The organism is Luteimonas cucumeris, from assembly GCF_007830035.1.
GTDB classification, from domain to species: Bacteria; Pseudomonadota; Gammaproteobacteria; order Xanthomonadales; family Xanthomonadaceae; genus Luteimonas_C; species Luteimonas_C cucumeris.
Genome location: NZ_VLKN01000006.1, coordinates 250,967 through 270,141 on the forward strand (window position 1 = coordinate 250,967; position 19,175 = coordinate 270,141).

Genomic DNA, 19,175 nt, shown 5'->3' on the forward strand with positions numbered 1-19,175 from the left:
AAGTGCGGCAGCAGGTGCGTCGAAACCGGCGCTTCTTGCCAAGCGATCGTGCCGCGGGCAGTATCGAGAAGGGCAGGGCCGGCGCGCTGGCAGGCGATGTCTGACGTCGTCGCAGAATCGGCAGAAGCGACGGGTTTCGCTCCACGGAAGCATGCGTGCGCCTGCTCCCTGCGCCGCGTGGTGTTGCTGGCTTGCAACCGATCATTCGTCGATCGCTCCAGGGAGAGTAGCGCATGACAGACCCGCTCAAGCCGGTTCGCACCATCCGCGCACCTTCCTACGTCGACGCCTTCGTTCCACTGCTGACACTGGTGGTGCTGATCGCCGGTTCGCTGTACCTGTTCGGCCTGGATGCGACCAAGGGACCGTTGCAGGTAGCACTGCTGCTGTCGTCACTGGTGACTGCGGCGATCGTGCTCAAGAACGGACATACCTGGGAAGCGATTGCGGCATCGGCGCAGCGCGGTGTGGCCTCGGTGGTGTCCGCGATCTTCATCCTGCTGGCGGTGGGTGCGTTGATCGGCACCTGGAACATGTCGGGGACGATTCCGACCATGGTCTATTACGGGATCAAGCTGATGCATCCCGACTGGTTCTACGTGGCGGCGCTGGTGATCTGTTCGGTGGTGTCGCTGAGCATCGGCAGTTCATGGACCACGGCCGGCACCATCGGCGTCGGGCTGGTGGGGCTTTCGGCGTTAGTGGGCGTCTCGCCCGCGATTACGGCGGGCGCGGTGATTTCCGGATCGTACGTGGGCGACAAGCTTTCGCCACTTTCGGAAACCACGATCCTGGCCGCGCAACTGACGGGCAACGATGTCTACACCCACCTGCGGGCGCAGATGTGGACTTCAGTGCCGGCCTTCCTGATCGCAGCGCTCGTGTTCGTCGCGATAGGGCTCGGGGGAGCGGGCGTGGAGCCGGTCGACAGCGCGATGATGGCCGCGGAACTGGAGATGCTCGGTACGTTGTTCTGGATCACGCCGCTGAACCTGGTCCCGCTGCTGTTCCTCGTGGTGTTGTCCGTGCGCAAGACGCCGGCGTCGCTCGCCATCGCCGCCGCTGCATTGCTGGCCGGCGCACTGGCGCCGTTCCTGCAACCCGAGGCAGTGCTGCGTTTCGTCAGTTCGCCGGAACTGGCCGCGCCGGCAGCGCATATCAAGGGTATCTGGCTGGCACTGGCGAACGGCTACCAGGCCAATTCCGGCATCCCGGAAATGGATGCGCTGCTGTCGCGCGGCGGCATGGACAGCATGCTGCTGACAATCTGGCTGATCATCGGCGCGCTGGCCTATGGCACCTTGCTGGACGAATTCGACCTGCTGTCGAAACTGGTCACGCCGTTGCTGTTGCGGGCGAAGAGCGCGGGCAGCCTGATCGCGACCACGGCCGCGACCGCGATGGGCCTGAACATCATTGCCGGTGACCAGTACATCGCACTGGTATTGCCGGCACGCCTGTTCCGCGTCGAATTCCAGCGGCGGGGGCTGCGCCCGCAGAACCTGTCGCGTGCCATCGCCGATGCCGGTACGGTGACGTCGCCGCTGGTGCCGTGGAACTCCTGCGGTGCCTACATGTCCGCCGTGCTCGGCGTGTCCACGCTGTTGTACCTGCCGTTCGCGATCTTCAACATCGCCAGTCCGCTGTTGACCATCGCGTTGGGGTTCACCGGGTTCAAGATCGAGCGCATGCAGCCGCAGTCCGAAGCCGTGGCGGAATCGGTGCCGTCAACGGACGTCTAGGCGCTTCGATCAGCCGTCCGCTCCGGCGCGATATCTGTCTTCGGTACCGAAGCTTGGTTCCGGAAAAGGAAAGGCCGGCGTGAGCCGGCCCTGAATCCTCTGGTGCTGTTATGCGCGCGTAGCGTTATTGCACGCGCGCCGTGCTGCCGACACGCACCGAGACCATCTTCGGTGGGCTGAGCGTGCCGTCCGCATGCTTGACCGAAACCGTGTAGTCGCCGGTGGGCACGCGGCGGACCTGGTACTTGCCGTCTTCCTTGATTTCCATCTCGCGGTGGAAACCGTTGTCCGGACCGTGGATGACGACGGTGTCGCCGGCGACGGCTTCGCCGATGATGTTGCCGGAACTGTGTTGCGCGATCGCGCCGGTAGCAGTGAAAACCAGGCCGAATGCCAAGGCCACGATGATGCGTTTCATTCCCTTGCGGATGATGGATCCCCTGATCATGCGTTTGCCCCGGTGGTGGTGGATGGCCTGTATCTACGCGAGTCTAGGCGGCCGTGGAAGCCGCATTACCGTGCCGGAAGTCATGCGTCGAAGCCCTGTCATGGCGAGCTTCGACGACGCCGCCACGATCAGCCCTGGGTGGCTGCTGGTTTGGCCGCAGGTTTCTCCATCGAGGCGGTCGGTGCCTGCCAGCCGCACTGCTGGCCTTCGTTCTGCTGCTTCAGCCAGGCCTGCAGCGGCGCGAAGTACTCGAGCATCGCCGTGGCATCCATCTTGTCGCTGCCGCTGAGCTGCTGCAGGGTCTGCTGCCAGGGCTGGCTGGCGCCCTTGCCCAGCATCGCCCAGAACTTCTCGCCGGCGGCCTTGTTGCCGTAGAAGCTGCATTCGTACAGCGGGCCCTTGTGGCCGGCGGCATCGCACAGGGCCTTGTAGAACTGGAACTGCAGCACGTGCGAAAGGAAGTAGCGCGTGTACGGCGTGTTGCCCGGCACGTGGTACTTGGCGCCCGGATCGAAGAACTCCTCGCCGCGCGGGCTAGCTGGCGCGACGCCCTGGTATTTCGCCTTCAGGTCCCACCACGCCTGGTTGTATTGGTCCGGCTTGATCGAGCCGTCGAACACACCCCAGCGCCAGCGGTCGATCATCAGCCCGAACGGCAGGAACGACACCTTGGCCAGCGCCATGCGCATCTGCGAATTGATCAGCGCCTCCTGGCTCTGCTGTTGCGCGCCGACCAGGCCGATCGACTGCAGGTACTTCGGCGTCATCGCCAGCACGATGGTATCGCCGATCGCCTCGTGGAAGCCGTCGTTGGCGCCGCCCTGGAACAGCGGCGGCAACTTGTTGTAGGCCAGGTAGTAATAGACGTGGCCGAGCTCGTGGTAGATCGTGGTGAAGTCTTCCTCGTTGGGCTTGGTGCACATCTTGGTGCGTACGTCGCCGGTCATGTTCATGTCCCAGGCGCTGGCGTGGCAGACCACGTCGCGATCGCGCGGCTTGATGAACTGGGTTTTCTGCCAGTAGCTGTCCGGCAGCCTGGGCATGCCGAGCGAGGTGTAGAAATCCTGCGCGCGTTCGGTCATCTGCCGGGCGACGTCGAGTTGCGCGGCATGCTCGAGTTCGACCTGTTCCTCCGGCGTCGGTTCGTCGGCCAGCTGGCGCTGCCGTTCGCGATAGTCTTCCTCGTACATCGTCTGCAAGGTGCTGCTGATGTCGAGCTTGCCGGCCTGGGCCTCGCTGTATGGCGCCAGGATGTCCCACAGGTTGCCCCAGTCCTGTTGCCACAGGTTGCCCATCAGGTGCGCCGGCAACAGGCCGCCGGTGACCTCGCCCCTGCCGTCGCCGTACTTGGCGTTGAGCCGGGTGCGCGCGAAGCAATGCAGTTGTTCGTACAGCGGCTTGACCTGCACCCACAGCTGATCGGTCTCGGCGGCGATTTCCACCGGCGTCATGTCGTAACCGGATCGCCACATCTCACCGGCATCGGCGAAGCCCAGGTCACGCGCGCCTTCGTTGACCAGTTCGGTGAAGCGCGTGTAGTCCTTGCGCATCGGCACCGAGATCGTGTGCCAGCCCTGCCATGCATCGAGCTGCTCGTCGTAGTCGCGGCTGTGGCGCAGCACTTCCTCGAGTTCGCCGATCTGGCGGCAGCGCTTCTCGCCGCCTTCCTCCTTGCAGTAGGTGCCGGCGCCGTACATGCCTTCCAGCTTGGTCGCGATCTGGGTGAGTTCGGCCAGCTTGGCCGGGTCGCGCGGCGGCGGCATCGAGGTGGACAGCTTCAGCAGTCGGATGGCGCGCGCGGTGTCGGGCGACATCTTCTGGCCTTCGAATTTCTTGGCCTGCTCGATCCAGCTGTTGAGCTGGCCCAGCCAGCGTTCGTTGGCCTTGGACGCGAGCAGCTGGCTGTCGTCGTTGATGTAGGTGTTGGACAGCCACTGCGCGGCGGTCAGTTCCGGATACATCTTGCGGAACTCGTCGTTGACCCGCGCGATGAACTGGTCGGCGGTCTCGCCTTCAGGTGCGGCTTGTGTTGCGCTTGCCGGAGACTCCGTGGGCGATGGCGTCTTCCTGCACGCGGCCAGGGACAACAGGCCCGCGGTGATGGCGAATGCGAGCAGGACATGGCGATGCGTCACGGGCGAATCCTCGTGCAAGGCGTGGACAGCGGAGCGGGCAGGCTAGTGCGGGCCGGGCGGGGCTGCAAGTCGCGGCCGGCCGGCACGGCAAACGGGCTTGCCCACTCTACGAGGCGACGGCCGGGCAAGCCATGGCGGGCAGGCTCTCGCAGGGCGATGACAAGCGGCGGTCGGCGGTGACCAGGCCGCGGATCAGCAACCAGTGCCATGCCGCATCCGCATCGTGCTGCAGATAGGCCTGCGCACTGCCGAGGCGGAAGGTGTAGCCCCATGCGTCCATGTCGGCCAGCACGCGCGTGCGGCCGACGCCGGGCAGGGCGTCGCCGAGCAGTGCCTGCAGTACGCAGACCGCGTCTTCCTCTTCCACCGAATCGGTCGCGTCGGTGTGCACCCGGGCGCGACGCTCGGGTGGCAGCACGATCAGGTGCGCGGCCTCGTGCAGCAGGGAATGCACGGGCGTATCGCCACGTGCGAACACCGTGTCGCCGATCAGGCCCGCTTCCGGCTCGCCCCAGTAGCTGCCGGGGATCGGAGCGCCGTCATCGACACGCACCAGCACCAGGTCGTAGCGCGCGATCAGGGCGGCGACGTCGGCGAACGCGATGTCGCGCAGCAGCAGCACTTCATCCGCCACGTATCAGGCCGTGGCGGCGCGTCCATCGGGCAGGGCGACCGAGATGTCGAGGACGTCGTGTTCGCCTTCCTTGATCAGGTCGACCTTCACCGCTTCCACGTCGACATTGACGTATTTGCGGATGACTTCCAGCAACTCGCGGCGCAGCAGCGGCAGGTAGTCGGGACCGCCGTGCGAACTGCGCTCCTGCGCGATGATGATGCGCAGGCGATCCTTGGCGATCGACGCGGTGTTCTTCTTGGGCTTGAGGAAATCGAACAGTCCCATGCCTTAACCCCCGAAGAGCTTGCTGAAGAAGCCCTTTTTCTCGAATTGAGTGAAGCGCATGGGGCGGGATTCGCCCATCAGTCGCGCGACGGCGTCGTCGTAGGCCTGTCCGGCCGGGGACTCCATGTCGAGGATCACGGGCTCTCCCTTGTTGGAGGCATTCAACACGTCCGGCGATTCGGGGATCACGCCGACCGTCTTCAGGCCGAGCACTTCCTCCACGTCGCCGATCGACAGCATTTCGCCGGTTTCGACCCGGCCCGGGCTGTAGCGGGTCAGCAGCAGGTGTTCCTTGACGCGTTCGCCGTTCTCGGCGCGGCGCGTCTTGCTGGCCAGCAGTCCGAGGATGCGGTCGGAGTCGCGCACCGACGACACTTCCGGGTTAACCACGACCACGGCCTGGTCGGCGAAATACATCGCCAGGAACGCACCTTTTTCGATGCCGGCCGGGGAGTCGCAGACGATGTAGTCGAAGCCGTCCGCGGCGAGGTCGTCGAGTACCTTCTGCACGCCTTCCTTGGTCAGCGCGTCCTTGTCGCGGGTCTGCGAAGCGGCCAGCACGTGCAGGTTGTCGAAGCGCTTGTCCTTGATCAACGCCTGCTTGAGCGAGGCTTCGCCACTGATGACATTGACGAAGTCGTACACCACGCGGCGTTCGCAGCCCATGATCAGGTCGAGGTTGCGCAGGCCGACGTCGAAGTCGATCACGGCGACCTTCTTGCCGTGGCGCGCGAGGCCGCATGCGAGGCTGGCGCTGGTCGTGGTCTTGCCGACGCCGCCCTTGCCCGAGGTGACTACGATGATTTCGGCCAAAACACTTCTCCTTATATTTCTTGTAGGGCCTAGGGCCGAGGGCCTAGGGCTGAAAATCAAAAGCGGGCATGGCGCTGCTTTCGGTCTTCAGCCCTGGAAAGCTCAATTGTCCAACGCTGCGATCTTCAACTGCCCGTCTTCGAGCCAGATCTGCACGGCCTTGCCGCGCAGTTCCTTGGGTATGTCTTCCAGCACCTTGTAGTGGCCGGCCACCGCGACCAGTTCGGCATGGAATTCGCGGCAGAAGATGCGCGCCTTCTCGTTGCCCTGCGCACCGGCCAGCGCGCGGCCACGCAGCGCGCCGTAGATGTGCACCGAGCCATCGGCGAGCACTTCGGCACCGGCGCCGACCGTGGTCAGCACGGTCAGATCGCGATTGTCGGCGTAGACCTGCTGGCCCGAGCGCACCGGCGCGGTCTGGATCAGGCCGGGCTGGCCGCCATGGGCTATCGGCGCCGGCGCTGCCTTGGGCGAGACCGTTTCGGCTCTCGCCGGAGCCGCTTCAACGGCGGAAGTCGGGACTGAAGCCCCTCCGACAGGTTCGTACTGCGCGCGGAACTTCGCCAGCAGCGGCAGCCCGAGTTCGATCGCCAGCTTCTCGTTGTCGCTGCTGCCGTAGGACAACGCGACCGGAATCACGCCGGCTTCGCGCAGCGCTTCGATCAGCGCGCGTGCGGTGGCGACATCGGGCGTCTGCGCCAGGCCGCCGAAATCCACGACCACCGCGGCACGGTCGAACAGTTTCGGCGCGCGCTGCACGCGTTCGCGCATTTCCTGCGCCAGTTGCGCCACGTCCAGCGTGCGCACGCGAAGATTGGCGATGCCGACCTGGCCGATCTTCAGTTCACCGGCCTGGGCGTAGTCGATTTGCGCGGCTGCCACGTCAGGTGCCCGTCGGCCGTTGCCGTTGTTCGGCATGGACGACGTGGCGCGCCTGTCCCACCCAGGGCAGTTGTGGCAGCCTGTCGCCGTAAGTGTCGCGCACCCAGGCGTAACTGCACATGTCCTTCATCAACATGCTGGCGCGCACTCCGACCCCGGCCATCACGTTCTGCCCGACCTCGCGGAAGCCGAAGCTGCCATGGAACAGCAGCGCCGGGTCGGCGCCGTGGTCCAGGAACACCTCGCAGGCCAGCTGCGGGCTGCGCAGTTCGGCATAGCTCTGCACGTCGGCGTACAGCGCACGTCCGACGCCGCCGCCACGGCGACGACTGGCCACCACGATGCGGTCGATGTAGAAGAACTGCGGGAAGCGCTCGCTGAACCAGGCGAAATTGCTGCTGTCGTGCCCGGCTTCGGAACCGAAGCCGACCAGGAAGCCGGCCAGGTTGCCGTCACGCTCGGCGACGCGGAAATATTCGGCGGTGTCGTAGAAGTGCCGCAGCTTGGCCGCATCGAGCGGCAGGATGGCGGGGCCGGCGGCATTGTTGAGGGCAAGGACGGAATCCAGCTCGTGCTCACGCACGTCGCGGACGGCAATCGACATTCCTGACTCCGTTTGGTCTTGATCGCGGCCATCGGCGTGGCCTTCGGCAGATTATCGCATGGGTCGCGCCGGCCGGGGCAGGCCGGGAGTGGCCGGATCGTGACTTTCGGTGCGTACGGGCGCCGCCGCAATGCGCCTAAGATGGGCGATGCTCGGCCATCTGAACCATATCCGCCTGCTGCGCTACGCCGGTCTGTTCACTTGGGCCGTGGCCGGGCTGTGGCTGTTCAGCGTGGTCATCGACCCCAGCTATTCGGAGTCGATGACCGACGCCGAGAACAGCGCGCTCAAGTTGCGCCTGATCCGCTGGCTGGCCCTCTACCTGGCCTTCGGCGCGCTGTACTGGTGGGTTTCGCGCTCGGTCGGGCAGCGCCGCTCGCGGCCGGTCGACTATGCGCTGCTGCTGGTGCTGACCCTGTGCGCCATCGGCATCGGCTACCTGTCGCGCAGTGGCATCGGCAGCATCCTGCTGATGGTGGTGGCGGTACTGCTGCCCTGGCTGTCGTCGATGCGGTTCGCTCTGCTGTGCCTGATCGCCGGCAACGTGGCGATGTACCCGGTGTTCGTGTTCCTGATCTACATGCCGCCGCTGGTGGCACTACTGCAGTCGCTGGCCTACGTGGGTTTTGCCGCGTTCGTGTTCATCACCAGCCTGGTGGCCCGGCAGCAGGCCGAGGCCCGCGACGAGCAGCGCCGGCTCAATGCCGAACTGCGCGCGACCCGGACCCTGCTGGCCGAAAGCGCCCGCGTCAACGAGCGCACCCGCATCTCGCGCGAACTGCACGACCTGCTGGGTCATCACCTGACCGCGCTCAGCCTCAATCTCGAAGTGGCCACCCACCTGACCGAAGGCAAGGCGCAGGAACACGTGCGCCAGGCCCATACACTGGCGCGGCTGCTGCTCACCGACGTGCGCGAGGCCGTCAGCCAGCTGCGCGAAGGCGGCGCCATCGACGTCGGCGCCGCACTGAGGCCCTTGGCCGAGAACGTGCCGGCGCTGGACATCCAGATGCAGATCGACGAGCCCCTGACCATGGACGACCCGGAGCGCGCGCACGTGCTGCTGCGCTGCACCCAGGAAATCATCACCAACACCGTGCGCCATGCCAACGCCGGCAAGTTGTGGATCGGCGTGCGCCGCGAGCAGGGCCTGATCTCGATCGACGCCCGCGACGACGGCGACGGCGTGGAAACCATCCTGCCCGGCAACGGCCTGCGCGGCATGCGCGAGCGCCTGCAGCAATACCAGGGCACTTTGCAGGTAGAGTCACGGCCCGGGCAGGGCTTCCATCTGCGCGTCAGCCTGCCCGCCAACACCGACCAGACCATTGCCGTACAAGGAGCGCCCGCATGATCCGTGTCTGCCTGGTCGACGACCAGACCCTGGTGCGCCAGGGCATCCGCTCGCTGCTGGCCCTGGCCGACGGCATCGAAGTCGTGGCCGAGGCTGCCGACGGCAAGCAGGCGGTCGAGCTGATCCCGCAGATCAAGCCCGACGTGGTGCTGATGGACATGCGCATGCCCAGCATGTCCGGACTGGAGGCCTTGCAGGCCCTGTCGCGCGCCGATGCGCTGCCGCCGACCATCATCCTGACCACCTTCGACGACGACCAGCTGGTGCTGGCCGGGCTCAAGGCCGGCGCCAAGGGCTACCTGCTCAAGGACGTCTCGCTGGAGCAGCTGGTCAGCGCGATCCAGGCCGTGGCCGACGGCGGATCGCTGGTGCAGCCGGCTGTCACCCAGCGCCTGCTCTCCGGCCTGGAGCACATGCGCAACGAGTTCGTCAGCCTCGACCGACCCGATCCGCTGACCGACCGCGAGACCGAGATCCTGCGGCTGATGGCCAGCGGCTTCTCCAACAAGGAAATCGCCAACTCGCTGGGCGTGGCCGAGGGCACCATCAAGAACCACGTCTCCAACATCCTGTCCAAGCTGGGCGTGCGCGACCGCACCCGGGCGGTGCTGAAGGCATTTGAACTTCAGCTGGTCTGATTCTTCGGCAGGCTCAGGTCCTTCGACTGGCTCAGGTCCTTCGACTGGCTCAGGATGAGCGGGGAAGCGGATGGCCAGCGCACGCGCGGAATTTCCGGTCCGGCGTGCGGTCATACCGGCCGGTCGCCTGTCGACCTGCATCGAACGGATTGTCCAGAGGTTAAAAAAACGAAAAATTTCCGGGCGGTACCGAGCTTTCCGGTCATCGCCCCATCTCACACCCATATCGCACCTCGCCTCGGCGCTGCCCGGTTTGTTACGATGCGAAATTCGCGACCCGACCTCGACCCGCGCCTGGCTACGGCCAGCCCTGGAGAACCCTGAATGACCCGTGTTATCGAGCTCCTGATTTCTCTGGCGATCGTCGCCGCGCTGTTCCTGATCGTCGGCCTGCTGCTGCCGTCCTCGCGGCACCTGGTCGAGAAGGCCGAGACCAACCGCAAGCAGACCATCGTGTACGACACGCTCAACAGCCTGCGTCGCTTCGACGACTGGAACCCGCTGGTGCTGCGCGACCCGCGTGTCCAGCTGAAATTGTCGGGACCGGAATCCGGCGTCGGCGCGCGCCTCGACTACGTCTCGCAGGAAAAGAACATCGGCGAAGGCAGCTGGACCATCACCGAGAGCGTGCCGAAGCAGAAGGTCGCCATCGCCATCACCAATCCCGATCGCGGCGAGAACAAGCGCACGGTGTTCACGCTCGAGCCCACCGGCCGCAACAACCGCAACGTCGAGATCACCCAGACCTATGACGTCGATTACGGCTGGAACATCCTCGGCCGCTACTTCGGTCTGTACGTCAGCCGCTATGTCGGCGACGACATGAAGATGGGCCTCGGCCGCCTGACCAACATGCTGGCCACGGTGCCGAACGTCGATTACGCGCAGTCGGGCACCAAGCTGGCCAACCTGGGCGTGGTCGAACTGCCGGCGCAGGACATCCTGTTCGTCAATTCCGGCGCCATCGAACGCGGCAACGAGCAGATCCAGGCGTCGATGAACGCCAACATGGAATGGATCAAGCGCAACATGGCCGCCAATGGCCTGCAGCCGGTCGGCCCGATGCGCATCATCACCAACGACCTGGGCCGCACGACCTACAACTTCGACGTCGCACAAGCGGTGCGCAAGGGCGGCCCGGCGCCGGCCGACGAAGACAAGAAGAAGCCGGCCGAAGGCGAGGAGGGTGCGGATGCCGCGGCTGCTGCACCGGCCGTTCCCGAAGCCGAGTTCGATGCCGCCACCCAGCCCGAGTTGCAGCTGACCCTGACCGGTCCGGTCAAGCACGTGCGCACGGCGCCCGGCCGGTTCGCGCATGCCACCTATACCGGCTTCATGCCGGAACTGGAAACGGTGCGCAACGCGCTGCGCGCCTGGGCCGTGACCCAGGGCTACGAGATCACCGAGCGCCCGTACGAGATGTACAAGAGCGGCGTCGCCGGATCGTTCACCGAGAACGGCGAGTTCGAGGTTTTCTGGAGAATCAAATAACCGCCGCTTTTCCCGCGAAACCCGCACGCGCCGCGCTGACCCCGCGGCGCGTTGCGTTTGGGAGTCCGCGCGGCAGCAGCCCATGCCGATGATCGACGCCACCCGTCGCCCCCGTCGCTCCTGGCTGGCCGCCAGCGGCGCGCTGTTCGCCGCCGCCGCGGTCGCGCTGTCCGCGTACGCCGCGCATGCACTACAAGGACCCGAGCAGGCACGCATGCAGACGGCCGTGCTGTTCGCGTTCGGCCATGGCATCGCGCTCACCGCGCTGGCGCCGCGGGCGACGCGCCTGCTGGGGCGCGTCGCCCTGATATCCCTGTATCTGGGCGTGCTGCTTTTCTCCGGCAGCCTGGTGGCCAATGTCGTGGCGCAGTGGCCGACGACGCTGGCGCCTGCCGGCGGCAGCCTGCTCATCGCGGGTTGGCTGCTGTACGCGATCGATGCGTTGAGGCGCTAGCGATGCCTCGTCATTCACGCGGATTCGATACCAATGCCGCCTTCGAGCACTTGTGCCGTTGCGACCGCAAGCTCGGCGCCTGGATGAAACGGATCGGTCCGATCGATGCCGACCCGCGCTGGCGCAAGCGCTTCGATCCGGTCGACGCACTCGCCCGCGCGATCCTCTACCAGCAACTCAGCGGCAAGGCCGCCGCGACCATCGTGTCGCGGGTGGAAGCGGCCATCGGCAGCGATCGCTTCCATTGCGACACGCTGGCCCGTTGCGACGATGCCGCGCTGCGCGCCTGTGGCGTCTCCGGCAACAAGACCCTGGCACTGCGCGACCTGGCGCTGCGCGAGTCGCGCGGCGAGATCCCGGACCTCAGGCGCATGTCCACCATGCACGACGATGACGTCATCGCCGCCCTGGTACCGATCCGCGGCATCGGCCGCTGGACCGTGGAGATGATGCTGATGTTCCGCCTCGGTCGTCCGGATGTATTGCCGATCGACGACCTCGGCATCCGCAAGGGAGCGCAGACCGTCGACCGGCTCGACGCCATGCCGACACCCAGGGCCTTGGCAGAGCGCGGCGAACGCTGGGGGCCTTACCGCACCTACGCCAGCCTGTACCTGTGGCGCATCGCCGACACGGCGACCAAGGCCAAGACGCCGACCAAGCGTTCGCAGGATTGATCAAGCGCGCCGCGAAGCGGCGTCGGCTTGAATGAACTGTTGGGCGACACGACCCATCCCCGGGTCAGCGCGCGCGCCGGTAGTGCATGGCGACCGCGCCGCAGCGGAACGGCTTCGCCGACACCAGCTCGAGCCGTCGCGTGCCGGGGAGCCCGCTCTGGTACAGGGTCGGACCGTGGCCGGCGATCCTGGGGTGGACGAGGAACCTGTATTCGTCGATCAGATCCAGCCGGTCCAGCTCGGTCGCGAGCTTGCCGCTACCGAGGAGCACGCCGGCCGGGGTCGCGTCCTTGAGCTTCTGTACGCCCGTGCGCAGGTCGCCAGCGATGTGGTGGCTGTTGGTCCACGGGAAATCCTTTCGCGTCGACGACACCACGTACTTCGGCTTGGCTTCCAGCTTGACCGCCCAGTCGCGCATCGCCGGCGATGCTTCCGCGTCGCCGCGGGCGACCGCTGGCCAGTAGCTCTCCATCATCTCGTAGGTAACGCGGCCCCACAGCATCGCTCCGCTCTCGTCCATGAGGTGGGTGAAGAAGGCGTGCGTCTCGTCGTTGACGATTCCTTCCTGGTGGTCGACGCAGCCGTCCACGGTGACGTTGATACTGAAGGTCATGAGTCCCACGGTGTCCTCCGTTCGAGATACGCGACGAGCCGCTCGCCGTCTGGCTTCAATGGCACGAGTCCCGTTCGCGGGGTGCTCATCCTGTGGGGCTGACGTCCGAGTTGGCCGAGCCCGCGAAACGGCTACGGCTTGAATGAATTGTTTGGCGCCAACTACGGTCCGTGGTTCCAGGTGTCGTATACGCACTTCCAGGAACCATCCTGATCGCGGCGCCAGACAGCAACCCCTCGACCAGTCTCAGTCACCAGATTTCCGTCAGGCCCCGGCATGGTGATAGTGCTCTCGGCTGTTGTGTAGCCCATGGTGCCGTCACCGCTCACGGCAGCATCCAGCGTCTTCCAGCTGATGCGAAAGCCGGGGGTTGCAAAGCTCTGCGTCACGAAGGCTCGGATAGCCTCCTTGCCAGAGATGATTGGCGCGCCAGCGGGTACGATTTTTGCGTCGTTGCTCCAGAAGGCAACGACCTTCTCAACGTCCTTGCCTTCCGATGCTGCAGCAGACCAGGCTTTGTCCGTCCGTATCAATTCATCTTTAGTGCCTGGGTCTTGAGCAATTGCGTTGCCAAAAACCAAGAGCATGGACCACAGCATCAACCTAATGATTTGCTTCATGGCGCTATCTCCGGTTGCGTGAATCTGTGATTGGCGCTTAACGCCTGAAATAAACCGAGCCGCGAAGCGGCTTCGGCTTAAATGAATTGTTAGGGCGCGACCCGCGTTAAAACAGCACCCATGGGACCATCTGCTGTGAACGATCCGAACTATCCGCCGGCTCATACTCGACCAAAAAGGCAGGATCACCATCTCCCAGACTCTCCCACCAATTCGAATCTGGGTTGACGAGCTGAACTATGCGCACCCGATAGCGACCGGGTGGGATCCGGAAGGCGTATGACTCCGTCTCTTTATCTGGCAGTCGATAGTCATCGAACTGCGCAGCCATAGTTAGGCTGTCGTAGTTGACGAGGTGTAGCTTTCCAGACTGTGTAGAGATGACGGACTGGAACTCACGATAGCCTTGACGCTGAGAGATCCCTGGTTTGACGGAGACAACCCAATCTGTTTCAAAGCCAGAGCCCCAAGCAATGATCGATTCCTTTTCTGTCTGGGCCATTAGGTGCTTTCGCAAGCGGTCGTTCTCGGCCCAATCACCTACAAAGCTCACATAGCGGGCTAGATCAGCGATGGCTAGGTGAGAACCGTCCCCGCCAACGTGAATGACAACGGGTGTTGTTCCCGAGCCCGGGGAAGGCATAGCGCCCACCGCCACCAGTAGGCTCGCAATTGCCTTCTTCAGAGTCCCCATATGGCTCTCCGAGCGCCCTAACGCCTGAGTTAAGCCGAGCCGCGAAGCGGCTTCGGCTTGAATGAATTGTTAGGCCCCGCGCCCGCGAGATGACGCTCACGCAGTAGCAAGAAAAGCGGGAGTGCCAATGAAGGACCAACGGCGAGCCCAAGTAGGGGCAGCCAAAAGCGGCGCATGGCAAGCCGACGGCCCTCGGCAACGACGAAAACAGCAACCGTTATGCCCGAAACAAGTACATCAGACCAGGCGAACGCGGAAACGGGCGTAGCGATGGCTTGTTGCACAAGAAGCGGGATGTCCAGTCCATACGAGGATAGCCATGGAACGAACTGCGCAAGTGGTAGCGCAGCGCCGGCAATGCAGAGAATGATGTAGACGATCTGCATGAAGTCTCCTGTGGGGCCTAACACCTGAATTAAGCCGGGCCGCGAAGCGGACTCGGCTTGAATGAACTGTTAGGCCTCTTCCGACGACCAGAGCACCTGGAACTCCAACTCTTGCTGGCCACCGCTGCGTTCGTGCTCGATATTGAACGCGGCACTGGCCGGAATGTGCAGCCGCTCGCCAGCCACTTGGATGGCAAAAGGTTGCTCCGACTCGATCGCATCGGCCAGGCGGCGGAGCTTCTCGACGAACTGAGAGCGGGAATAGGTCTTAGTGAGATCGCGATCCTGCATGAGGTTCTCCTCAACGCGCTGAAGTGCTGGCAAAGAGGCCTAACGCCTGAATTAAGCCGAACCGCGAAGCGGTTTCGGCTTGAATGAATTGTTAGGACTCATCTGCGGAGTTCAACGTGGATGACTGGCGGTAAGCCGCACTTTGAAACTTGCCTCCGGCCACATGGATCTCCCAGATGCGCTTGGTTGAATGGCCTGAATCATCAAATTGCAGCACAGGAATTTGCAGTACGACATGATCAGAGCAGCAGACCGACAGTAGCTTGACCTCATTCAAGAAAGGTTGGCCCAGCGGCGCAGCTGCCGCAGCAGGGACCTCGACGACAACGCCGTCAGCTGCAATGCTCAATGCGGAAATCCGAGAACTATCGCCAGATAACGCTAGATGGATGCTCCAGGGCCCGGAGCGAAATGACAGCTCGCTCCAGCCGACGTAGCCATCTGATGCCAGAGCAGGCAGCGATGCGATGAGTAAGGCGATAGCGAAGATGTATCTCATGAGTCCTAACGCCTGAATTAAGCCGAGCCGCGAAGCGGCTTCGGCTTGAATGAATTGTTAGGCCGTGAGCGCGTCATACGTCAGGCCCGAAAGAATTAGAACAAGAAATACACCGGCAGCAAGATAAAGCAATCGGAAGCAGCGATCACCGAGAGATATTAGCTGCGGATCAGCGGTATTTCTGTAGGTGCGCTGGGTGATGAATCTAGCGAACGGAGAGGAAAGGGACGGCTGATCTCCTGGAGCTGGCGCGATCTTGGCCCAGGTGTCTGGGTGGCTCTGCTGAAGTAGCCGCTTGAGCCTGTAAGTGCAATAGATGGACGCCGCAAAGGCGGGAAAGACCGAAACCGCCGATAGAAGAAATACGAGTGTTACGAATGTTTCCATCACGGCCTAACGCCTGAGTTAAGCCGGCCCGCCCGAGGCGCACCGGGTGGCGCCGAGGCCGCGAAGCGGGCTCGGCTTGAACGAATTGTTAGGCCACACTTGCATTAAAAGTGGTCAACAATCGGCTGAAGGCTTGGATCTGTATGGAAAAATCGAAAGGTCAGGTAAGCGGCGTATGCGATGTAAATTGATGCAAGAGCGACAGCGAAAATCTTGAACCAGAGGCGTTGTGTGTTGCGCATAAAGCGGAGAACCATGAAGAAAAAGAGGGCCGCATGCGCAAGAGCAATGACTTGAACGAAGGCCGATTGGTACCAAGCGTAGCGAACCCACTGGGCCGTAACCGATTCAACTGCTTGTCCGCCGACTATTACCGTGGTCTTGCCACCGAAGTGGTCTAGAGCTAAGCCAGATAGTGCGAAAAGTGCAATAGCGAGTACGTACGTTAATGGGCCGAAAACCCACACAACTTTCCAAAGATCGATTTCCCGCTTTTGATTCGCTTTCATGTTTGGTGTGTGGCCTAACGCTGGAATTAAGCCGCGCCGCGAAGCGGCGTCGGCTTGAATGAATTGTTAGACCGGTTGCCGGGCATGGAGGGGCCTAGGCTGTTAGTTGCCAGAGTGAACTCAGTCCACGGCCAACCACCTGCGCCGCCACCAAAGTATAGGTAGCAACCGTCGCGAACCTCAGCGACGGCGAGCACTTGGCCGGGCTTGACCCCGGAGCACTCAATGTCCTGGTAGTGAGCAAGCGTGCGCTCTGATGGAGTGAAGCGAACACGGTCACCGACCAAGAACGGGCATTGGCTACTACCGTCATCCATGAAAGTCTCCCAACCGGTCTAATGTCTGAATTAAGCCGACCCGCGAAGCGGGTTCGGCTTGAATGAATTGTTAGGCCTGCAGCCTATGCACGGCCGACCTACTGCAAATTTACCGAATGTGCCTGACCGCCATTAGTTGAAATCTCAGCAATCGCAGTATCCGTCCCGCTTGGTAGTGACACGCGAACCCCGAACCGTAGCTGTTTTTCACCAGCAAAGGACCTTGAGCGGTAGCCGCACCAGTAACAGATTGTAAAGCGAGCATCCGCCGCCTCTGGGTGGGCCTGCACGTAGGCGGTGCGCACGGCATCAAACTCTCGAGTGTGTTCCAGTCGCTTGAGGTGCCAAGCGCCAAACGCAGCTAGAGCGATCACCAAGACTGCGCCGATTGGCCCACCTACATGAACTTTGCGCACCCGAGATTTCTCCATGCAGGCCTACGCCTAAGTTAAGCCGCGCCGCGAAGCGGCGTCGGCTTGAACGCATTGTTGGGCGGGACGAGAGCATGGCACAAGGTCGGGCAGGACGACCGATCCGAAAGACCGGAGCTGCTGACCCCAACGCGCGCCACGCGGCCTGTCCGCCGCCAACCTGACCAACCCCGAAGAACCCTCAGCAGTGAACCCAACCGCGCGCCCGACTCCGTGTCCGAAGAAGAATGACCCCAGCCAACTCGCCGAAGGTGAGCGCTTGGCAGCAATGCGAACTATCCGATCCATACGAAGCTCCCCAACCTCGCGCTTTTACACCGCCCAACGCCTGAATCAAGCCGAGCCGCGAAGCGGCTTCGGCTTGAATGAATTGTTAGGCCGCACCATAGCGGCGCCGATACTCGTGACGTGCCGCCCGCACCGTGCGCCACATGGCAACTCGCATGGAAAGTGCGAACCTGAGCAAGCCAAGAAACGTGGCGCACCACGCGAGTGTGAGCAACGCTCCGGCCACTAGTGACCTTGGCCAGTATGACTGGACCAACTCGCGCATGGCGAAGAACAGGGCGAGCATGACGGCAAATACGGCGATGGGTATCGCCCAGTGCTGTACGCGGACGCTCCAGCGCCGCGTAGAGGCATCGTATAGCTCCTCGATTCGTGATCGGGGAGCGCTTCGATTGCTTTGTCGATCTCTTCGGGACTCATGAAGGTCTCGTGCGGCCTAACGCCTGAATTATGCCGAGCCGCGAAGCGGCTTCGGCTTGAATGAATTGTTAGGCCTATGCTGCCGCACTGCTAGGCTCTGAGTAAACGCCAAGTAGAGTTTGCTCGAAGCCGACAATGCTCACGGTTTTGTAGTCAATCGTTCTGATGCGAGATACGGCAAGCTCAACAAGCGATGGGTCCGCATTGGCTAGGCGGTCTTTCACGCCGAGACTCAGGTCCAACAGCGGAAAGATCCAACGGGGGTCGCCTACCTCCATAAAGTTATGGAGAGGTAGCCCACTCGGGCACTCATAGACGGTGATCCAGTGGGACCTGAAATCACCGACCTCACGAAGTTCTAACCCACAGTGGCTGCAATGTCTGGGCATAGGCCTAACGCCTAAGTTAAGCCGACCCGCGCAGTGGAGCTAACCACATGGCAAGCTTTCTCTGCCATGTGGTTGGCGTAACGAAGCGGGTTCGGCTTGAACGCATTGTTAGGCCCTGCTGCCAGCACGGTTGCAACCCTAGTTCTTGGACTCAGCGTAGCGACTGCGAAATGCAACCATGAGAACGATCAAAGAGAAGGCCAAACCAATTGCCACGAACACCCAGGCTACGTACCACGGCCAGACACTGCCTGGATAGATCCGGGTGATCACCCAGGCGAGGCCGAACCACAAGACGCACTTGAGCACAGTCTTGATCAGTACACGGCGTGAGATTGCGCCGAGCTGCTCAGATGGTGCGGCCGCGGGTTCCTCGTAATCTGACATAAGGGCCTAACGCCTGAATTAAGCCGACCCGCGAAGCGGGTTCGGCTTGAATGAATTGTTAGGCGGCTGGCCGGGATCAGTAACGAATAGCACGCGCGCCTCAGTGGAAAGCGGATTATGGATGGGCTCCCACCGGATGTGCCCTGCCGCAGCAAGGGACTCCACGAGCGGGCGAGTTACGCGGGTGAGAAGTAGCCAGATTTGCGCATCGCCGAATTGCTGATGCGTCCGCCACAGAAAAGAGTGCAGCCCCTCCGCTGTAAGCGTGCCACGGCTGCGAAGGTCGCCAATGACCAAGGCTGGAGGGACTTGGTTGAAACCGGCGCTCGCGTCCAGCCCGTGGTCCGAGTAGAACCACTCATCACCGCGGTGGGTTTTCCAATGAGTCTCTGCCATCTTTCCCCTGCCGCCTAACGCCTGAATTAAGCCGAGCCGCGAAGCGGCTTCGGCTTGAATGAATTGTTAGGCCGCGGCTCGATTGCCCGAGTGGCAAGCCAGAAACACACGGCCGCTGAAAGCAGAAGAAGGATTGGAACAATTAGATCGTTTGTAACGAGAATCCAATTGTGTGTTGCGGAAGTCTGCCCGTTAACGACTCGGCTCATAACGAGGTACTCAACAACTTGTGACGCTGGAACCCAAGCGAGCAAACCAAACGCCGAGACAAGGAGCCAAAAACTGGAGCGAACCCGAAGGCGTCGGTGAAGCGACCAGCAGCCAAGAAGCACGAAGAAAAGTGCGGCCAGCCCACTAGTACCAAGAACAACTTCTGTATCCATCATGCGGCCTCCCTAAGCGGCCTAAC

The 19,175-nt window shown here is 62.9% G+C and carries 21 protein-coding genes; 6 read left to right on the top strand and 15 right to left on the bottom strand.

What is annotated here, in order from left to right; genetic code table 11:
* Positions 1 to 233 precede the first annotated feature (233 nt).
* Entirely contained in the window at positions 234 to 1,742 is a 1,509-nt protein-coding gene (gene nhaC / locus IP90_RS13690; RefSeq protein ID WP_144900205.1) for a Na+/H+ antiporter NhaC, read from the top strand.
* A gap of 124 nt (positions 1,743 to 1,866) precedes the next feature.
* On the opposite strand, the gene IP90_RS13695 is transcribed toward nhaC, so the two are convergent.
* From IP90_RS13695 to IP90_RS13725, 7 genes are all read right to left on the bottom strand, one after another.
* Entirely contained in the window at positions 1,867 to 2,160 is a 294-nt protein-coding gene (locus IP90_RS13695; protein ID WP_206751917.1) for a carboxypeptidase-like regulatory domain-containing protein, read from the bottom strand.
* Between the two features lie 158 nt (positions 2,161 to 2,318).
* Positions 2,319 to 4,325, bottom strand: coding sequence for a M2 family metallopeptidase (locus tag IP90_RS13700; protein ID WP_144900207.1), 2,007 nt, complete (start codon positions 4,323 to 4,325; stop codon positions 2,319 to 2,321).
* 106 nt (positions 4,326 to 4,431) lie between these two features.
* Positions 4,432 to 4,959: a hypothetical protein gene (locus IP90_RS13705; RefSeq protein ID WP_242007601.1), complete on the bottom strand. Its 528-nt coding sequence runs from the start codon at positions 4,957 to 4,959 to the stop codon at positions 4,432 to 4,434.
* Positions 4,960 to 4,962: 3 nt separating this feature from the next.
* Complete coding sequence (gene minE / locus IP90_RS13710) at positions 4,963 to 5,226, bottom strand: cell division topological specificity factor MinE (protein WP_144900208.1); 264 nt, start codon at positions 5,224 to 5,226, stop codon at positions 4,963 to 4,965.
* A 3-nt stretch (positions 5,227 to 5,229) separates the two neighbouring features.
* The gene (gene minD, locus IP90_RS13715; RefSeq protein ID WP_144900209.1) at positions 5,230 to 6,039 is read right to left on the bottom strand and encodes a septum site-determining protein MinD; all 810 of its coding nucleotides are present in this window, start codon (positions 6,037 to 6,039) and stop codon (positions 5,230 to 5,232) included.
* 102 nt (positions 6,040 to 6,141) lie between these two features.
* Positions 6,142 to 6,921: a septum site-determining protein MinC gene (minC, locus tag IP90_RS13720; RefSeq protein ID WP_144900210.1), complete on the bottom strand. Its 780-nt coding sequence runs from the start codon at positions 6,919 to 6,921 to the stop codon at positions 6,142 to 6,144.
* Position 6,922: 1 nt separating this feature from the next.
* Positions 6,923 to 7,525 (bottom strand): GNAT family N-acetyltransferase, encoded by a 603-nt coding sequence (locus IP90_RS13725; protein ID WP_144900211.1) that lies wholly within the window; start codon positions 7,523 to 7,525, stop codon positions 6,923 to 6,925.
* A gap of 148 nt (positions 7,526 to 7,673) precedes the next feature.
* Between IP90_RS13725 and IP90_RS13730 the strand changes: the two genes are divergently transcribed.
* The 5 genes from IP90_RS13730 (at position 7,674) to IP90_RS13750 (ending at position 12,139) form a co-directional block, all read left to right on the top strand.
* Positions 7,674 to 8,879, top strand: coding sequence for a sensor histidine kinase (locus tag IP90_RS13730; protein WP_144900212.1), 1,206 nt, complete (start codon positions 7,674 to 7,676; stop codon positions 8,877 to 8,879).
* Positions 8,876 to 9,517, top strand: coding sequence for a response regulator (locus IP90_RS13735; RefSeq protein ID WP_144900213.1), 642 nt, complete (start codon positions 8,876 to 8,878; stop codon positions 9,515 to 9,517). Before IP90_RS13730 ends, IP90_RS13735 begins: the two co-directional genes overlap by 4 nt.
* Before the next feature lie 324 nt (positions 9,518 to 9,841).
* A complete protein-coding gene (locus IP90_RS13740; RefSeq protein ID WP_144900214.1) occupies positions 9,842 to 11,008 on the top strand; it encodes a polyketide cyclase in 1,167 nt (388 codons plus the stop codon).
* A gap of 88 nt (positions 11,009 to 11,096) precedes the next feature.
* Positions 11,097 to 11,462 carry a DUF423 domain-containing protein gene (locus tag IP90_RS13745; RefSeq protein WP_144900246.1) on the top strand — a complete coding sequence of 122 codons (366 nt, stop codon included), beginning with the start codon at positions 11,097 to 11,099 and terminating at the stop codon, positions 11,460 to 11,462.
* A gap of 2 nt (positions 11,463 to 11,464) precedes the next feature.
* Positions 11,465 to 12,139: a DNA-3-methyladenine glycosylase family protein gene (locus IP90_RS13750; RefSeq protein ID WP_144900215.1), complete on the top strand. Its 675-nt coding sequence runs from the start codon at positions 11,465 to 11,467 to the stop codon at positions 12,137 to 12,139.
* A 64-nt stretch (positions 12,140 to 12,203) separates the two neighbouring features.
* Here IP90_RS13750 and IP90_RS13755 read toward each other — a convergent pair whose 3' ends face one another.
* The 8 genes from IP90_RS13755 to IP90_RS16770 all read right to left on the bottom strand — a co-directional run bounded on the left by IP90_RS13755 (position 12,204) and on the right by IP90_RS16770 (position 17,983).
* On the bottom strand, positions 12,204 to 12,752 hold the full coding sequence (locus IP90_RS13755; RefSeq protein WP_199753485.1) for a dihydrofolate reductase family protein: 549 nt from the start codon (positions 12,750 to 12,752) through the stop codon (positions 12,204 to 12,206).
* A 161-nt stretch (positions 12,753 to 12,913) separates the two neighbouring features.
* Positions 12,914 to 13,372 (bottom strand): YybH family protein, encoded by a 459-nt coding sequence (locus IP90_RS13760; protein ID WP_158635355.1) that lies wholly within the window; start codon positions 13,370 to 13,372, stop codon positions 12,914 to 12,916.
* 106 nt (positions 13,373 to 13,478) lie between these two features.
* A complete protein-coding gene (locus IP90_RS16655; RefSeq protein WP_158635356.1) occupies positions 13,479 to 14,066 on the bottom strand; it encodes a hypothetical protein in 588 nt (195 codons plus the stop codon).
* Positions 14,067 to 14,095: 29 nt separating this feature from the next.
* Positions 14,096 to 14,452: a DUF2834 domain-containing protein gene (locus tag IP90_RS13765; RefSeq protein ID WP_144900218.1), complete on the bottom strand. Its 357-nt coding sequence runs from the start codon at positions 14,450 to 14,452 to the stop codon at positions 14,096 to 14,098.
* Between the two features lie 69 nt (positions 14,453 to 14,521).
* Positions 14,522 to 14,743 carry an amphi-Trp domain-containing protein gene (locus IP90_RS13770; RefSeq protein WP_144900219.1) on the bottom strand — a complete coding sequence of 74 codons (222 nt, stop codon included), beginning with the start codon at positions 14,741 to 14,743 and terminating at the stop codon, positions 14,522 to 14,524.
* 91 nt (positions 14,744 to 14,834) lie between these two features.
* Complete coding sequence (locus IP90_RS13775) at positions 14,835 to 15,242, bottom strand: hypothetical protein (protein WP_144900220.1); 408 nt, start codon at positions 15,240 to 15,242, stop codon at positions 14,835 to 14,837.
* A gap of 491 nt (positions 15,243 to 15,733) precedes the next feature.
* Entirely contained in the window at positions 15,734 to 16,138 is a 405-nt protein-coding gene (locus tag IP90_RS13780; protein ID WP_144900221.1) for a hypothetical protein, read from the bottom strand.
* Between the two features lie 1,530 nt (positions 16,139 to 17,668).
* Entirely contained in the window at positions 17,669 to 17,983 is a 315-nt protein-coding gene (locus IP90_RS16770) for a hypothetical protein (protein ID WP_144900222.1), read from the bottom strand.
* Positions 17,984 to 19,175: the final 1,192 nt, after the last annotated feature.

Coding starts and splice junctions, on each gene's coding strand:
- IP90_RS13750 (WP_144900215.1), top strand. CDS start 11,465: ATGCCTCGTCATTCACGCGGATTCGATACCAATGCCGCCTTCGAGCAC.
- IP90_RS13765 (WP_144900218.1), bottom strand. CDS start 14,452: ATGCAGATCGTCTACATCATTCTCTGCATTGCCGGCGCTGCGCTACCA.
- nhaC (WP_144900205.1), top strand. CDS start 234: ATGACAGACCCGCTCAAGCCGGTTCGCACCATCCGCGCACCTTCCTAC.
- IP90_RS16655 (WP_158635356.1), bottom strand. CDS start 14,066: ATGGGGACTCTGAAGAAGGCAATTGCGAGCCTACTGGTGGCGGTGGGC.
- IP90_RS13725 (WP_144900211.1), bottom strand. CDS start 7,525: ATGTCGATTGCCGTCCGCGACGTGCGTGAGCACGAGCTGGATTCCGTC.
- IP90_RS13760 (WP_158635355.1), bottom strand. CDS start 13,372: ATGAAGCAAATCATTAGGTTGATGCTGTGGTCCATGCTCTTGGTTTTT.
- IP90_RS13695 (WP_206751917.1), bottom strand. CDS start 2,160: ATGAAACGCATCATCGTGGCCTTGGCATTCGGCCTGGTTTTCACTGCT.
- IP90_RS13730 (WP_144900212.1), top strand. CDS start 7,674: ATGCTCGGCCATCTGAACCATATCCGCCTGCTGCGCTACGCCGGTCTG.
- IP90_RS13770 (WP_144900219.1), bottom strand. CDS start 14,743: ATGCAGGATCGCGATCTCACTAAGACCTATTCCCGCTCTCAGTTCGTC.
- minE (WP_144900208.1), bottom strand. CDS start 5,226: ATGGGACTGTTCGATTTCCTCAAGCCCAAGAAGAACACCGCGTCGATC.
- IP90_RS16770 (WP_144900222.1), bottom strand. CDS start 17,983: ATGCCCAGACATTGCAGCCACTGTGGGTTAGAACTTCGTGAGGTCGGT.
- IP90_RS13740 (WP_144900214.1), top strand. CDS start 9,842: ATGACCCGTGTTATCGAGCTCCTGATTTCTCTGGCGATCGTCGCCGCG.
- IP90_RS13755 (WP_199753485.1), bottom strand. CDS start 12,752: ATGACCTTCAGTATCAACGTCACCGTGGACGGCTGCGTCGACCACCAG.
- IP90_RS13780 (WP_144900221.1), bottom strand. CDS start 16,138: ATGAAAGCGAATCAAAAGCGGGAAATCGATCTTTGGAAAGTTGTGTGG.
- IP90_RS13745 (WP_144900246.1), top strand. CDS start 11,097: ATGATCGACGCCACCCGTCGCCCCCGTCGCTCCTGGCTGGCCGCCAGC.
- IP90_RS13775 (WP_144900220.1), bottom strand. CDS start 15,242: ATGAGATACATCTTCGCTATCGCCTTACTCATCGCATCGCTGCCTGCT.
- IP90_RS13735 (WP_144900213.1), top strand. CDS start 8,876: ATGATCCGTGTCTGCCTGGTCGACGACCAGACCCTGGTGCGCCAGGGC.